At 69.9% G+C, this 14,808-nt stretch carries 11 protein-coding genes; 10 read left to right on the top strand and 1 reads right to left on the bottom strand.

What is annotated here, in order from left to right; translation table 11 throughout:
- The first annotated feature begins 211 nt into the window (after positions 1 to 211).
- From ACIG36_RS21420 to ACIG36_RS21430, 3 genes are all read left to right on the top strand, one after another.
- Positions 212 to 799 carry a PadR family transcriptional regulator gene (locus ACIG36_RS21420; RefSeq protein ID WP_086567636.1) on the top strand — a complete coding sequence of 196 codons (588 nt, stop codon included), beginning with the start codon at positions 212 to 214 and terminating at the stop codon, positions 797 to 799.
- A gap of 49 nt (positions 800 to 848) precedes the next feature.
- Complete coding sequence (locus ACIG36_RS21425; protein ID WP_399929978.1) at positions 849 to 1,931, top strand: inositol-3-phosphate synthase; 1,083 nt, start codon at positions 849 to 851, stop codon at positions 1,929 to 1,931.
- A gap of 79 nt (positions 1,932 to 2,010) precedes the next feature.
- Positions 2,011 to 3,282 carry an MFS transporter gene (locus ACIG36_RS21430; protein ID WP_399929981.1) on the top strand — a complete coding sequence of 424 codons (1,272 nt, stop codon included), beginning with the start codon at positions 2,011 to 2,013 and terminating at the stop codon, positions 3,280 to 3,282.
- Positions 3,283 to 3,433: 151 nt separating this feature from the next.
- On the opposite strand, the gene ACIG36_RS21435 is transcribed toward ACIG36_RS21430, so the two are convergent.
- The gene (locus ACIG36_RS21435; protein WP_399929984.1) at positions 3,434 to 4,891 is read right to left on the bottom strand and encodes a CCA tRNA nucleotidyltransferase; all 1,458 of its coding nucleotides are present in this window, start codon (positions 4,889 to 4,891) and stop codon (positions 3,434 to 3,436) included.
- Positions 4,892 to 5,100: 209 nt separating this feature from the next.
- On the opposite strand from ACIG36_RS21435, the gene ACIG36_RS21440 reads away from it, so the two are divergent.
- The 7 genes from ACIG36_RS21440 (at position 5,101) to trxA (ending at position 14,678) form a co-directional block, all read left to right on the top strand.
- The gene (locus ACIG36_RS21440) at positions 5,101 to 7,437 is read left to right on the top strand and encodes a DUF6049 family protein (protein WP_399929986.1); all 2,337 of its coding nucleotides are present in this window, start codon (positions 5,101 to 5,103) and stop codon (positions 7,435 to 7,437) included.
- 45 nt (positions 7,438 to 7,482) lie between these two features.
- Complete coding sequence (murJ, locus tag ACIG36_RS21445; RefSeq protein ID WP_399929989.1) at positions 7,483 to 9,747, top strand: murein biosynthesis integral membrane protein MurJ; 2,265 nt, start codon at positions 7,483 to 7,485, stop codon at positions 9,745 to 9,747.
- A 110-nt stretch (positions 9,748 to 9,857) separates the two neighbouring features.
- The gene (locus ACIG36_RS21450; RefSeq protein ID WP_399929992.1) at positions 9,858 to 11,543 is read left to right on the top strand and encodes a serine/threonine protein kinase; all 1,686 of its coding nucleotides are present in this window, start codon (positions 9,858 to 9,860) and stop codon (positions 11,541 to 11,543) included.
- Between the two features lie 37 nt (positions 11,544 to 11,580).
- The gene (gene sigM / locus ACIG36_RS21455; protein ID WP_399929995.1) at positions 11,581 to 12,270 is read left to right on the top strand and encodes an RNA polymerase sigma factor SigM; all 690 of its coding nucleotides are present in this window, start codon (positions 11,581 to 11,583) and stop codon (positions 12,268 to 12,270) included.
- Positions 12,267 to 13,217 carry a hypothetical protein gene (locus ACIG36_RS21460; protein ID WP_399929998.1) on the top strand — a complete coding sequence of 317 codons (951 nt, stop codon included), beginning with the start codon at positions 12,267 to 12,269 and terminating at the stop codon, positions 13,215 to 13,217. The genes sigM and ACIG36_RS21460 overlap by 4 nt, the downstream gene beginning before the upstream one ends.
- A 118-nt stretch (positions 13,218 to 13,335) precedes the next feature.
- Positions 13,336 to 14,304, top strand: a complete 969-nt coding sequence (trxB, locus tag ACIG36_RS21465; RefSeq protein ID WP_399930000.1) for a thioredoxin-disulfide reductase — start codon at positions 13,336 to 13,338, stop codon at positions 14,302 to 14,304.
- A 47-nt stretch (positions 14,305 to 14,351) separates the two neighbouring features.
- Positions 14,352 to 14,678: a thioredoxin gene (gene trxA / locus ACIG36_RS21470; protein WP_399930003.1), complete on the top strand. Its 327-nt coding sequence runs from the start codon at positions 14,352 to 14,354 to the stop codon at positions 14,676 to 14,678.
- Positions 14,679 to 14,808 lie beyond the last annotated feature (130 nt).

Below are 14,808 nucleotides of genomic sequence, written 5' to 3' on the forward strand. Positions count from 1 at the left end.
TGTTGTGTCCCACGAATCGGTGATGTGACCTCGTTCACCGTGCCCCCTCTTGTCGCCGCAGGACGCTCGTTCTATCGTCTGGATGTATCGAGTCGATACATCAGCTCGGCACATCAGCTCGGAACAACGGTCGGCACGTCAGGTCGGCATAAGGGACCAATAAGGATTAGGGATCACAAGGACTAGGCTGTGGGGGACAAGGAGGCGAAACATGAGCAGACGCTCCGGCATCCTCGAGTTCGCCGTCCTCGGCCTGCTCCGCGAGTCCCCGATGCACGGCTACGAGCTGCGGAAGCGCCTGAACACCTCACTCGGGGTGTTCCGTGCGTTCAGCTACGGCACCCTCTACCCCTGCCTGAAGTCCCTTGTGGCGAGCGGCTGGCTGGTCGAGGAGCCCGGGAGCGCTCCGGAGGACGCCCGTGCGGCGTCCCTGGCCGGACGACGGGCGAAGATTGTCTACCGCCTGACGGCAGAGGGCAAGGAGCACTTCGAGGAGCTGCTCGCCCACACCGGCCCGGACGCGTGGGAGGACGAACACTTCGCCGCCCGCTTCGCGTTCTTCGGGCAGACCTCGCGGGATGTACGGATGCGCGTGCTGGAAGGCCGCCGCAGCCGTCTGGAGGAGCGTCTCGAGAAGATGCGCGCCTCGCTCGCCCGCACCCGGGAGCGGCTGGACGACTACACCCTCGAGCTTCAGCGACACGGCATGGAGTCCGTGGAGCGAGAGGTCCGCTGGCTGAACGAGCTGATCGAGAGCGAGCGGGCCGGGCGTGACAAGCGCAACGGCCCGGACCAGTGAGCTCTGCACTCCGCAGGGCTTCGTCGAGTACAAACAGGGAGCAACCGGAATGGGTTCGGTTCGCGTAGCGATCGTCGGTGTGGGCAACTGCGCCGCCTCGCTGGTGCAGGGCGTCGAGTACTACAAGGACGCCGACCCGAACGGCCGCGTGCCGGGTCTGATGCACGTTCAGTTCGGCGACTACCACGTGCGTGACGTCGAGTTCGTCGCTGCCTTCGACGTCGACGCCAAGAAGGTCGGCCTCGACCTCGCGGACGCCATCGGTGCCAGCGAGAACAACACCATCAAGATCTGCGACGTGCCGCAGACCGGTGTCACGGTCGAGCGCGGCCACACCCTCGACGGCCTGGGCAAGTACTACCGCCAGACCATCGAGGAGTCCGCCGAGGCCCCTGTCGACGTCGTCCAGGTCCTCAAGGACAAGCAGGTCGACGTTCTGGTCTGCTACCTGCCGGTGGGTTCCGAGGACGCCGCCAAGTACTACGCGCAGTGCGCCATCGACGCCAAGGTCGCCTTCGTCAACGCCCTCCCGGTCTTCATCGCCGGCACCAAGGAGTGGGCGGACAAGTTCACCGAGGCCGGCGTCCCGATCGTCGGTGACGACATCAAGTCGCAGGTCGGCGCCACCATCACGCACCGCGTCATGGCCAAGCTGTTCGAGGACCGGGGCGTCATCCTGGACCGCACGATGCAGCTGAACGTCGGCGGCAACATGGACTTCAAGAACATGCTCGAGCGCGACCGCCTCGAGTCCAAGAAGATCTCCAAGACGCAGGCCGTCACCTCCCAGATCCCCGACCGCGAGATGGGCGAGAAGAACGTCCACATCGGTCCGTCGGACTACGTGGCCTGGCTGGACGACCGCAAGTGGGCGTACGTGCGCCTCGAGGGCCGCGCGTTCGGCGACGTCCCGCTGAACCTCGAGTACAAGCTCGAGGTCTGGGACTCCCCGAACTCCGCCGGTGTCATCATCGACGCCGTCCGCGCCGCGAAGATCGCCAAGGACCGCGGCATCGGTGGCCCGATCCTCTCCGCTTCCTCGTACTTCATGAAGTCGCCGCCGGTGCAGTACTTCGACGACGAGGCCCGCGAGAACGTCGAGAAGTTCATCAAGGGCGAGGTCGAGCGCTAAACCCGCGCGCGCTTCGCACTCCGCCACAGGTCCCCGGGTAATCCACCCGGGGACCTGTGCGTTGTGTGAGGCTGTGGGCATGCCCGTTGTGCGTGATCTTCGCGTCCTGCTTCAGCTGCGCGATTTCCGCCGTCTGCTGGCGGTCCGGCTGCTCTCGCAGACGGCCGACGGGGTCTACCAGATCGCCCTCGCCACCTACGTCGTCTTCTCCCCCGAGAAGCAGGCCTCCCCCGCGGCCATCGCCTCCGCCATGGCCGTCCTGCTCCTGCCCTACTCGCTGCTCGGGCCCTTCGCGGGCGTCCTGCTCGACCGCTGGCGCCGCCGCCAGGTACTGCTCCACGGCAATCTGCTGCGGGCTGTCCTGGCCACCGGCACCGCGGCGCTCATCGTCGGCGGCGCCCCCGACTGGCTCTTCTACGCCTCCGCGCTGTCGGTCACCGCCGTCAACCGCTTCGTCCTCGCCGGATTCTCGGCGGCCCTGCCCCGCGTCGTCGGCCCCGAGCGCCTGGTGATGGCCAACTCCCTCTCCCCGACCGCCGGCACGCTGGCCGCCACCGCGGGCGGCGGGCTCGCGTTCGCCATCCGCCTCGCCGCTCCCGAGGGTGCCGCTTCCGACGCCTGGGCCGTCCTGCTGGGCGCCACGCTGTACCTGTGCGCGGGGCTGTTCTCGCTGCGCATCCCGATCGGACTGCTGGGCCCGGACGCCCCCGCGACCCGCACCCGGACCCGTACCGCCCTCGCGGCGACCACCCGCGGCCTGGCCGACGGGCTGCGCCATCTGGCGGAACGCCGCATCGCCGCCGAAGCGCTGGCGGTGATGACGCTGATGCGCTTCTGCTACGGGGCCCTGACGGTCACCGTGCTGATGCTCTGCCGGTATGCGTGGTCGGGTGACGGATCGGAGGGGCTGACCCTGCTCGGTTATGCCGTGGCGGCCTCGGGGGCGGGGTTCTTCGCGGCGGCCGTCATCACCCCGTGGGCGGTCTCCCGGCTGGGCCGGATGGGCTGGATGGCCGTGTGCGCGGGGGTGGCCGCGGTCCTCGAGCCCGCCCTCGGCCTGCCCTTCGAGCCGGTCCCCATGCTCATCGCGGCGTTCGTCCTGGGCCTCGTCACCCAGGGCACCAAGATCGCGACCGACACCGTGGTCCAGACATCGGTCGACGACGTCTTCCGGGGCCGGGTGTTCTCGCTCTACGACGTCCTGTTCAACGTCGCCTTCGTGGGCGCGGCGGCGGTCGCCTCGCTGATGCTCCCGCCGGACGGCCGGTCGGCCGCGCTGATCGTCATGGTCGCCGTGCTCTACGCGGCGGTCACCGTCGCCCTGACAGGGTTCGGGCCCCGGCGGGCGTGAGCCGGGAACGGGCACAGAGCGAGGGGCGGTGTTTCACATGACGGAGAGACCGTGTTTCACATGAACCGAGGGGCGGTGTTTCACGTGAAACACCGCCCCTCCATCTTCCGCCCTCAGTGATGTTTCACGTGAAACACCACCGCCGACGCAATCAGCCCTGAGCCGCCCACCACTCCTTGAGCGCGGCCACGGCGGCGTCCCGCTCCATCGGCCCGTTCTCCAGGCGCAGCTCCAGCATGTGCTTGTAGGCCTGGCCGATCTGCGGTCCGGGACCGACGCCGAGGATCTCCATGATCTCGTTGCCGTCCAGGTCGGGCCGGATGGCGTCCAGCTCCTCCTGCTCCTGCAGTCGCGCGATGCGCTCCTCGAGCCCGTCGTAGGCGCGGGAGAGGGCGTTGGCCTTCTTCTTGTTGCGCGTCGTGCAGTCGGACCGGGTCAGCTTGTGCAGCCGGTCCAGCAGCGGGCCCGCGTCGCGCACATAGCGGCGCACGGCCGAGTCGGTCCACTCGCCGGTGCCGTAGCCGTGGAAGCGCAGGTGCAGCTCGACCAGCTTCGAGACGTCCTTGACCAGGTCGTTCGAGTACTTGAGCTTGGTCATGCGCGCCTTGGTCATCTTGGCGCCCACCACCTCGTGGTGGTGGAAGGAGACCCGGCCGTCCTTCTCGAAGCGGCGCGTCTTCGGCTTGCCGATGTCGTGCAGCAGCGCGGCCAGGCGCAGGACCAGGTCCGGGCCTTCCTTCTCCAGGTCGATGGCCTGCTCGAGGACGGTCAGCGTGTGCTCGTAGACGTCCTTGTGCCGGTGGTGCTCGTCGCGCTCCAGGCGCAGTGCCGGGAGCTCGGGGAGGACGAGGCGGGCGAGGCCGGTGTCCACGAGGAGCTTGAGGCCCTCGCGGGGGTGACTGGAGAGGATCAGCTTGTTCAGCTCGTCACGGACCCGTTCGGCCGAGACGATCTCCAGGCGGTCGGCCATCTCCGTCATCGCGGTGACGACCTCGGGAGCGACGGTGAAGTCCAGCTGAGCGGCGAAGCGCGCGGCGCGCATCATGCGCAGCGGGTCGTCGGAGAAGGACTCCTCCGGGGTGCCCGGGGTGCGCAGGACGCGCGCGGCCAGGTCCTCCAGGCCGTTGTGCGGGTCGATGAACTCCTTCTCCGGCAGCGCGACGGCCATCGCGTTGACGGTGAAGTCGCGACGGACCAGGTCCTCCTCGATGGAGTCGCCGTAGGAGACCTCGGGCTTCCGCGACGTCCGGTCGTACGCTTCCGACCGATATGTCGTGACCTCAATATCGAAGTCCGATTTGCGGCAACCCACGGTGCCGAAGGCGATGCCGACCTCCCAGACCGCGTCCGCCCACGGCCGCACGATCTTCAGCACGTCGTCCGGGCGGGCGTCCGTGGTGAAGTCCAGGTCATTGCCGAGGCGGCCCAGCAGCGCGTCCCGTACCGAGCCGCCGACCAGGGCAAGCGTGAACCCGGCCTCCTGGAATCGGCGGGCGAGGTCGTCGGCTACGGGGGACACCCGCAGAAGCTCGCTCACGGCACGGCGCTGCACCTGATTGAGCTCGTTCGTCGACGGCGGGGTGTGGCTGTCATTGTTGGCGTTCGGCACAACAGAAGAGGGTACGTGTCCGCGCGCGCGGCGGCCTCCCGGTTATCGGGCCCTTTCCGGCAGCGGGCGCAAAGCGGCCCAGCCCGGACAACGGGCCCTGGCGACGATCTTGTAGTGCGGTCCGCAGCACTTCGTCACAGCGGGCCTCGTTACCATTCACGGACGCACCATCCGACGACCACTGACGACGACGAGGGACGGGCGAGCGCGTGGCCGAGGCGGCAGAGGTCCAGGAGGCCTTCGAGGGGACAACGCCCGCTCCTGCCTGCCGGTGGTTCCGGCACGTCACCACGCTGCTCGCCGGAGTGCTGCTGTTCACAGGACTGGTGCAGCTTCCCGCGGCGCCCACCGCGCACGCGGACTCGCCCGGCTCGCGCCAGGTCGCGGTGACGGTGGACTCACTGGCCCCCGTCGCCCCGAAACAGGACGACACGCTCACCGTCTCCGGCACGGTCACCAACAACGGAAAGTCGACGATCACCGGCGCCCATGTGGACCTGCGGGTGGGCCCGCAGATCAACACGCGCAGCGACATCGACGACATCGGCGACCGGACCCCCTTCTCGCCGGGCACCGACGGCTCCGAGGTGGGCGGCAACCACGCCCGGAAGCTCGACCCGCTGGCCCCGGGCGTCAGCCGTGACTTCACCCTGACCGTTCCGGTCAAGGACCTGAACCTGGGCAAGGACGGCGTCTACCAGCTCGGTGTCACCCTCTCCGGCCAGTCCGCCGACCAGCCGTACGAGCGGGTCCTGGGCATCCGCCGGACGCTGCTGCCCTGGCAGCCGTCCGGCACCGACGGCAAGAAGACCCAGCTGACCGTCCTGTGGCCGCTGATCTCCGCGACCCACCTCACCGCCCGGACCGAGTCCGACCAGCAGCAGACCCCGATCTTCCCCAACGACGACCTGGCGGCCGAGCTGGCCCCCGGCGGCCGGCTGCAGCAGCTGGTGGCACTGGGCAAGGGCCTGCCGATCACCTGGGTGATCGACCCCGACCTGCTCGCCACGGTCGAGGCCATGACGAAGAGCTACCGGGTCGGCGGCCCCAGCGGGCAGAACACCCCCGGCAAGGGCCAGGCGGTCGCCAAGCAGTGGCTCTTCCAGCTGCAGGACGCCGTCAAGGACCACCAGGTGGTGGCGCTCCCCTTCGGCGACCCCGACCTCGCCTCGCTGGCCCACCACGGCAAGGACGTATCGGGCTCCCTGAGCCATCTGCAGTCCGCCACGGAGCTCGCCTCGACCACCGTGGACACCATCCTCGGAGTGAAGCCGCGCACGGACTTCGCCTGGCCGGTCGACGGGGCCGTCGACTCCTCGATCGTGGACGTGGCCACCTCCGCCGGCGCCCACAACGTCATCGCCCGCAGCGACAGCCTCCGCGAGGACAAGGGCTCCCCGTACGCGCCCACCGCGGCCCGGCAGATCGGTGGCGGGAACACGGCGATCGTGGCCGACGACCGGCTCTCCACGGCCTTCGAAGGCGAGATGATCAAGGGCGACGACTCCGCGCTCGCCGTGCAGCGCTTCCTCGCCCAGAGCCTGATGGTGAACAAGCAGGCCCCGGAGAACGAGCGCAGCATCGTCGTCGCACCCCAGCGCATGCCCACGACGAGCCAGGCACAGGCGATGGCGACCGCGCTCAAGGGCCTGTCCGACGGCCGCTGGACCCAGCCCCTGGACCTGGGGGACGCGGCCAAGGCCAAGCCGGACCCCAACGCCAACCAGCAGGTCCCCGGCTCCGGTGCGTACCCGGACTCGCTGCGCTCCCAGGAGCTGTCCACCGAGGCGTTCGAGGCGATCCAGCGGACGCAGAGCACCCTGGACAGCTTCAAGGTGATCCTGACCGCCCAGGACCGGGTGGTCACCCCCTTCGGCAGCGCGATCATGCGGGAGATGTCCACGTCGTGGCGCGGCAACCCCCGGGGCGCCGCGGAGTTCCGGGACGCCGTGCAGTCCTACCTCGACCAGCTCACGCGCCAGGTACACCTGATCAAGAAGTCCGACGCGACGCTTTCCGGCCGTAGTGCGACGATCCCCGTGACCGTGCAGAACGGCCTGCTCCAGGGCGTGCGGGGCCTGAGGCTCGTCCTGATCTCCAGCCAGCCGAACCGTCTGAAGATCGACGACGACTCGCAGGAGATCCACGTCGAGGGCGGACGCAGTCAGTCGGTGAAGTTCGAGACGCGGGCCAATGCCAACGGTCCGGTCCAGGTCACGGCCCGGCTCTACGCCGACGACGGCCAGCCGTACGGCGAGCCGATGACCTTCACTGTGCATGTCACGTCGATCACCCCTATGGTGCTGCTGGTCATCGCCGGTGGTGTCCTCCTCCTGGTCCTCGCGGGACTCCGCATCTACCTTCAGCGCAAGCGGGCCGCCGCCCGTAAAGCCGCTGGTGGCGGGCCGGACAGCGCGGACGGGGGAGACTCGGACGGCGACGACGGATCCGGTGACGGCGAACCGGGGCAGCCGGGTGATCCGGAGGCGCGAACCGGAGCGCGAAACGGTGACCCGTCCGGCTCAGGTGAGAAAGTGGAACGTTGACGTTTTGTGGGGCCAAGCGGCCGCGGACGATGAGGTGGGGTAGCGATGAGCGCGCCGTACGACGGTGACCGCGGTCAGGGCATGGGCGGTGACCAGCGGGATCAGTACCCGCCGGTCCCGCCTGCCCCGATGCCTCCCGCGCCGGGCCAGGTCCCGCACGCGCCGGACCCGGCACACCAGGGCCCGTACGCCCGGGATCCCTACCTCCGGGACGCCTACGCCTCGGATCCCTACCCCGGACACGACCCGTCCGCCCAGGACCCGATGGCCGAGACCATGTTCGACCAGCCGGTGCCCCCGCCGCCCGGCGGCTACCGGCAGCCGTCGGCGCCCCCGCACGCGTCCGACGCCCGGATGTGGGCACAGGACCTGGCTCCGCAGCCCCCGCCCCCCGGCCGCCCGTACGGCGACAACGCCACCGCCGAGACCCAGGTCATGGGCAGCCTGAGCGGGCTGGCGGGCCAGGACGCGCCCGCGGGCGGAGCACCGCAGCGTGACGCCTTCGCGCACCTCTACCGCGACCAGCAGCAGCCGTACGAGCCCCAGCGAGCGGGCGGCAGGCAGGTACCGCCGCCCCCGGGACAGTTCGTACCCCCGCCGGCGCAGCCGGCCGTCCCCGAGCCGGTCGAGGAGCCCGAGCCCGCGCCCGCCCCGGCGGCGAAGAGCGGCGGTCGGGCGGCGAGCGTGCTGAAGTCGAGCGCGCTGATGGCGGCGGGCACGATGGTCTCCCGCCTCCTGGGCTTCGGCCGGAACCTCGTCATGGCGGCGGCGATCGGCGTCGGCAGCCTCAACGACGACTACCAGGTCGCCAACGTCCTGCCGACGATGATCTACATCCTGGTGGGAGGCGGTGCCCTGAACGCCGTCTTCATCCCGCAGCTGGTCCGCGCGATGAAGAACGACGAGGACGGCGGCGAGGCCTACGCCAACCGGCTTCTCACCCTCGTCGTCGTACTGCTGGCAGGCGTCACCACCGTCTGTGTGCTGGGAGCACCCCTCTTCATCCAGGCGATGTCACCGACCATCGCCGCCGACCCGGCCCGGATGGACGTGGCGGTCGCCTTCGCCCGCTACTGCCTGCCCACGATGTTCTTCATGGGCGTGCACGTGGTGCTCGGCCAGATCCTCAACGCCCGGGGCCGGTTCGGCGCCATGATGTGGACCCCGGTCCTCAACAACATCATCATCATCGCCACCTTCGGCTCCTTCATCTGGGCTTTCGGCCCGTTCACCGGCAGCCAGGTCACCGCGGACACCATCACGCCCGAGGGTGTCCGGCTGCTCGGCATCGGCACGTTGCTGGGCCTCACCGTCCAGGCACTGGCGATGCTGCCCTACCTGCGCGACGCGGGATTCCGTATCCGTCCTCGCTTCGACTGGCGCGGCCAAGGCCTCGGCAAGGCCGCGGGGCTCGCCAAGTGGACCTTCTTCTTCGTGCTCGCCAACCAGCTCAGCATGGTGGTGGTCACGCAGCTGGCCACCAAGGCGGGCGCGCTGGCCGAGAAGGCCGGCCACACCGGCACGGGTATCACGGCGTACAACTACGCGCTGCAGCTCTGGCAGATGCCGCAGGCCATCATCACCGTCTCGGTGATGACAGCGGTGCTTCCCCGGATCTCGCGTGCCGCCCACGACGGGGATCCCTCGGCCGTCCGCGACGATCTCTCCCACGGGCTGCGCACCTCGGCCGTCGCGATCGTGCCGTGTGCCTTCGCCTTCCTGGCCCTCGGCGTCCCCATGGCCACGCTGATGTTCTCGGGCGGTTCGGGCACCGGTGGTGCCACCAACATCGGCTACACCCTCATGGCCTTCGGCCTCGGCCTGATCCCCTTCTCCGCGCAGTACGTCATCCTGCGGGGCTTCTACGCCTACGAGGACACCCGCACTCCCTTCTACAACACGCTGATCGTCTCCGCGGTCTTCGCGGCGGCCGCCGTGCTGAGCTACCTCGTCCTGCCCGCCCGCTGGGCCGTCGCGGGCATGGCCGCCTCCTACGGCCTCGGCTACGCGGTCGGCGTCGGTGTCGCCTGGCGTCGGCTGAAGACCCGTCTCGGCGGCGACTTGGACGGCTCCCGTGTCGTCCGCACCTACGCCCGCCTGGTCGGTGCGTGCATCCCCGCGGCCCTCATCAGCGGAGCCGTCGCCTACGGAATCATTCAGGTTCTGGGCAACAGCGTCCTCGGTTCGCTCGCGTCCCTGGCGGGTGGCGGACTGATCCTGATCGTGGTCTTCTACATCGCCGCAAAGCGGATGCGGATCGAGGAGCTGACCGCCATGGTCGGTATGGTTCGCGGTCGACTCGGTCGCTGACCGGAGCACAACCATCGCCCCCTGCCGTGTGTCGTGCATTACGCCGGACTGTGGGCACAATTGGGTTTGGCTGGGGACAGCGCGCAACGGATGGGGAGGCAGGAACGACGGTGGCGGAACGGAGCACGGCTGCCGTCGACGTGGCCGACAACAGCGGCGAGCAGCCACTGACCGCCGCGGCGGACCAGGCCACGACCGACGGGGCGGAGGCCGACAAGAAGGTCAGCACGCACAAGGACACCAAGCGCGCGGGGCACGAAAGCCCCGCGCGCGACGCACAACCGCCCGAGATGCACAGCGGCCACAAACTCGCCAGAAGGTACCGGCTGGAGGAGTGCGTCACCCGTCTGGAGGGATTCAGCAGCTGGCGTGCCGTCGACGAGAAGCTGCGGCGCGCGGTCGGCGTCCACCTGCTGCCCGCCGACCACCCGCGCGCCCGTCCGGTACTCGCCGCCGCCCGCTCCGCCGCCCTGCTCGGCGATCCGCGGTTCGTCCAGGTCCTCGACGCCGTCGAGGAGAACGACCTCGTCTACGTCGTCCACGAGTGGCTGCCCGACGCCACCGAGCTGACGCCCATCCTGGCCTCCGGCCCCCTCGAGCCGCACGAGGCGTACCAGCTCGTCAGCCAGGTCTCCCAGGCCATGGCCGCCGCCCACCGCGAGGGCCTGGCCCACCTCCGCCTCAACCCCGGCTCCGTCCTCCGCACCGGGACCGGCCAGTACCGCATCCGCGGCCTCGCCGTGATGGCCGCCCTGCGCGGCATCACCTCCGACCACCCCCAGCAGACCGACACCGAGGCCATCGGGGCCCTCCTGTACGCCGCGCTCACCCAGCGCTGGCCGTACGAGAGCGACGCCCACGGCCTGTCCGGGCTGCCCAAGGGACTCGGCCTGATCGCCCCCGACCAGGTGCGCGCCGGGGTCCACCGTGGCCTCTCCGAGCTGGCCATGCGGGCGCTCGTCAACGACGGGGCCACGGCGTCCCGTCAGGAGAAGCCGTGCACCACCCCGGAGGAGCTGGCCAAGGCGGTCGCGGCGATGCCGCGCATCCGGCCCCCTGAGTCGGCCTTCGCCACGCCGCCGGCGTACCCCCGCGTCCCCTCCTCCGCCCGCAACGGCGGCCCGGCCCAGGCCCTTCCGGTGGCCCCGCCGCCCACGCTCGAGAGCCGCACGGGCCGCGCGCTGAAGTGGAGCGTCTCTGCCCTGCTGATCGCCGCGCTCGGCCTGGGCAGCTGGCAGCTCGCGGACACGCTTCTGGAGGACGGACAGCCGGACACTCCGCGATCGCAGTCGACGGGGGATGACACGCCGCCGACTCCCAAGAAGATCCCGGTTACGGGTGCCAAGGAGTACGCGCCGGACGGCAATCTCCAGCAGGCGGACAAGGTCGGAAAGACCTACGACGGCGACACTTCCACGCTGTGGCGTTCCAGGTCTTTCAACGAGGGCCCCGACCTCGATCCCGCGTTCAAGCAGGGTGTCGGAATCGTCTACGACCTCGGCACCTCGAAAAAGCTCAACGATGTGACTGTGGATCTTCGCTACGCAGGCGATCACACAAAGCTGTCGGCGTACGCCGTCGATTCGCTCTCCCCCTCGTCACCGCTGAGCGAGATGAAACTCCTGGGGTCCGAGACGACGCGTACGAAGAAGGCACAGCTGTCCTTCAAGGAACGGCCGGAGGCTCGCTACGTTCTCCTCTGGATCACGGCGATGCCCTACTCTGCCTACGACAAAAAGACCTACAGCCAGCCCGGCTTCAAGCAGGCCATCACCGAAGTGAAGTTCACCGGCTGACCGCAAGGTCACGTCGCTCAAGGGGGAGGGCTCGACGTTGGACGACGTCACACGTGGCGGCGCGAGCGACGCCGAGCTCCTTGCGCGGCATGTCGACGGTGATCCCGACGCCTTCGGCGAAATAGTGCGGCGCCACCGCGACCGGCTCTGGGCGGTGGCGCTCCGGACCCTCGGGGACCGGGAAGAGGCCGCCGACGCCGTTCAGGACGCTCTGGTCTCCGCCTACCGGGCCGCTCATACCTTTCAGGGCAAGTCGGCCGTCACCACATGGCTGCACCGCATCACCGTCAACGCCTGCCTGGACCGGGCCCGCAAGGCGGCGTCGCGGCGTACCGCGCCCCTCGCCGAGACCGAGCGGCTCGAGCAGCTTCTCGAGCCGCATGAGTCGGCGGCCGAGCCCGCCGAGCGCGGAGATCTGCACCGGGAGCTGGTCCGGGCCCTGGCCAAGCTGCCTCCGGAGCAGCGGGCCGCACTGGTCCTGGTCGACATGCAGGGCTACCCGGTCGCCGAGGCGGCCAAGGTGCTCGACGTCCCAACCGGCACGGTGAAGAGCAGATGTGCCCGGGGACGGGCGCGGCTGCTGCCCCTGCTCACCCATCTGCGCCCGGATGGCAGGGGTAGCCCCCCTCTTGACAGGGAAAGGAACCGGTCGCAGGGGGCGTCCGTCCCACCACCGGCAGGACAGAGCGGCGCAGATCCAGTGAAGGGCGGAGGTGGGCGAGCGTGACTTCGACGACCGGCACGGATGAGCACCCGGAGGTCGAGGAGATCTCGGCACTCACCGAGGGTGTCCTCTCCCCGTCCCGTACCGCGGACCTGCGGGAGCACCTGGCCGACTGCGAGCTGTGCGAGGACGTACGGAGCTCGCTGGACGAGATCCGGGGCATGCTCGGCACGCTGCCGGGCCCGACCCGGATGCCGGCCGACGTCGCCGAGCGCATCGACGCCGCCCTCGCGGCCGAGGCACTGCTCAGCGCGACGGGCCCCGCCCCGGACCCGGGCGCGGACGTTTCACGTGAAACGGCGACGCCGGAAACGGCCCCCGCCACCGCCACCGCCACAGTGCCCCACGTTTCACGTGAAACCGGCAGCCGTGAAACCGCCGACCGCCCCGCCGGCCGGTCGCGCGCCGCCACCGGCCCCGGCCGTCAGAACCCGGGGGCGGCTTCCGCGGGTCCGCGCGCCAGGCGTGCCCGACGCTGGCCCAGGGCCCTGCTCGGCGCCGCGTGCGCCGCGGCGGTCATCGGGGTCGGCAGCTTCTTTCTCGTCCCCGGCGGGGACGGCGACCCCCAGGCGGACGCTCCGCAGCCCATCAAGAGCCAGTCCGGGGCACCGACCACGCTCGCGTACGGTGATCTGCGGACGCATGTGCGCGATCTGCTGCAGACGGCCAACGCCACCGAGACGCGCGGCATGAAGACCTCGCCCGAGTCGACGTTCCGGGACTCCGCCACCACCGCCCCCGCCTGTGTGCGGGAGGGCATCGGCCGCAAGGAGCCGGCGCTTGCCACGCGTCAAGAGAAGTACAACGGGGAGGACGCCTACCTCGTCGTCCTGCCGCACCCGAGCGACGACGCCCTTGTCGACGCCTACCTCGTGTCCTCCACCTGCGAGGGGGCCTCTTCGACCGTCCCCGGGAAGATTCTGGTGAACCAGACGTTCCCGCGTGACTGAGCCGTCGCGCCACGTGCTGGCGTCCGTTTCGGGAATGCTCGCCCCGTAGGATCCGTTGGGTGGGGTGAGACCCAGCAAGGACCCCAGACAGCTGTCGGCAGAGACAAGGAAGACACCCGTGAGCGACGTCCGCAACGTGATCATCATTGGCTCCGGGCCCGCGGGATATACAGCCGCGCTCTACACCGCCCGCGCGTCCCTCAAGCCGCTGGTCTTCGAAGGCGCCGTCACGGCCGGTGGTGCGCTGATGAACACCACCGACGTGGAGAACTTCCCCGGGTTCCGTGAAGGCATCATGGGACCGGACCTGATGGACAACATGCGGGCCCAGGCCGAGCGCTTCGGCGCCGAGCTGATCCCGGACGACATCGTCGCCGTCGACCTCAGCGACGAGATCAAGACCGTCACCGACTCCGCCGGCACCGTCCACCGTGCCAAGGCCGTGATCGTCACCACCGGCTCGCAGCACCGCAAGCTCGGTCTGCCGCGCGAGGACGAGCTCTCCGGCCGCGGTGTCTCCTGGTGCGCCACCTGTGACGGGTTCTTCTTCAAGGACCAGGACATCGCCGTCATCGGCGGTGGTGACACCGCGATGGAGGAGGCCACCTTCCTCTCCCGCTTCGCGAAGTCCGTCACCGTCGTCCACCGCCGCAACGCCCTCCGGGCCAGCAAGGCGATGCAGGAGCGCGCCTTCGCCGACCCGAAGATCTCCTTCGTGTGGGACAGCGAGGTCGCCGAGATCCACGGCGACTCCAAGCTCTCCGGCCTGACCCTGCGCAACGTCAAGACCGGTGAGAGCTCCGAGCTGCCCGTCACCGGCCTGTTCATCGCCATCGGCCACGACCCGCGCACCGAGCTGTTCAAGGGCCAGCTGGACCTGGACGACGAGGGCTACCTCAAGGTCGAGGCCCCCTCGACGCGCACCAACCTCACCGGTGTGTTCGCCGCCGGTGACGTCGTGGACCACACCTACCGCCAGGCGATCACCGCCGCCGGCACCGGCTGCTCCGCCGCTCTCGACGCCGAGCGTTTCCTCGCCTCCCTCGCGGACGGTGTGAACGTGCGCGAGCCCGAGCAGACCGTCTGACCTCCCTCTCCCCCCACCTCACGAAGAGAAGATTCAAGGAGACCTCAATGGCTCTCAAGGCCGTGACCGACAAGTCCTTCGACGAGGACGTGCTCAAGAGCGACAAGCCCGTCCTGGTGGACTTCTGGGCCGAGTGGTGCGGTCCGTGCCGCGCGGTCGCCCCCGCCCTGGAGGCGATCGCCGCCGAGCACGGCGAGAAGATCGAGATCGTCAAGCTCAACATCGACGAGAACCCCGCCATCGCCGCCAAGTACGGCGTCATGTCGATCCCGACGCTCAACGTCTACAAGGGTGGCGAGGTCGTCCAGACCATCGTCGGCGCCAAGCCCAAGGCGATGATCGAGCGCGAGCTGGCTGACTTCATCCACGCCTGATCTCATACGCTCCGGGGGGGGGGGGGGGGGGGGGGGGGGGGGGGGGGGGGGCCCCGCGCCGGGGCCCCCCCCCCCCCCCCCCCCCCCCCCCCCGGGGCCGCGGCGGCCGCGCCGCCCCGGCCGCGCCCCC

Source organism: Streptomyces sp. NPDC053048 (assembly GCF_044547045.1).
In the GTDB taxonomy this organism is placed as follows: domain Bacteria; phylum Actinomycetota; class Actinomycetes; order Streptomycetales; family Streptomycetaceae; genus Streptomyces.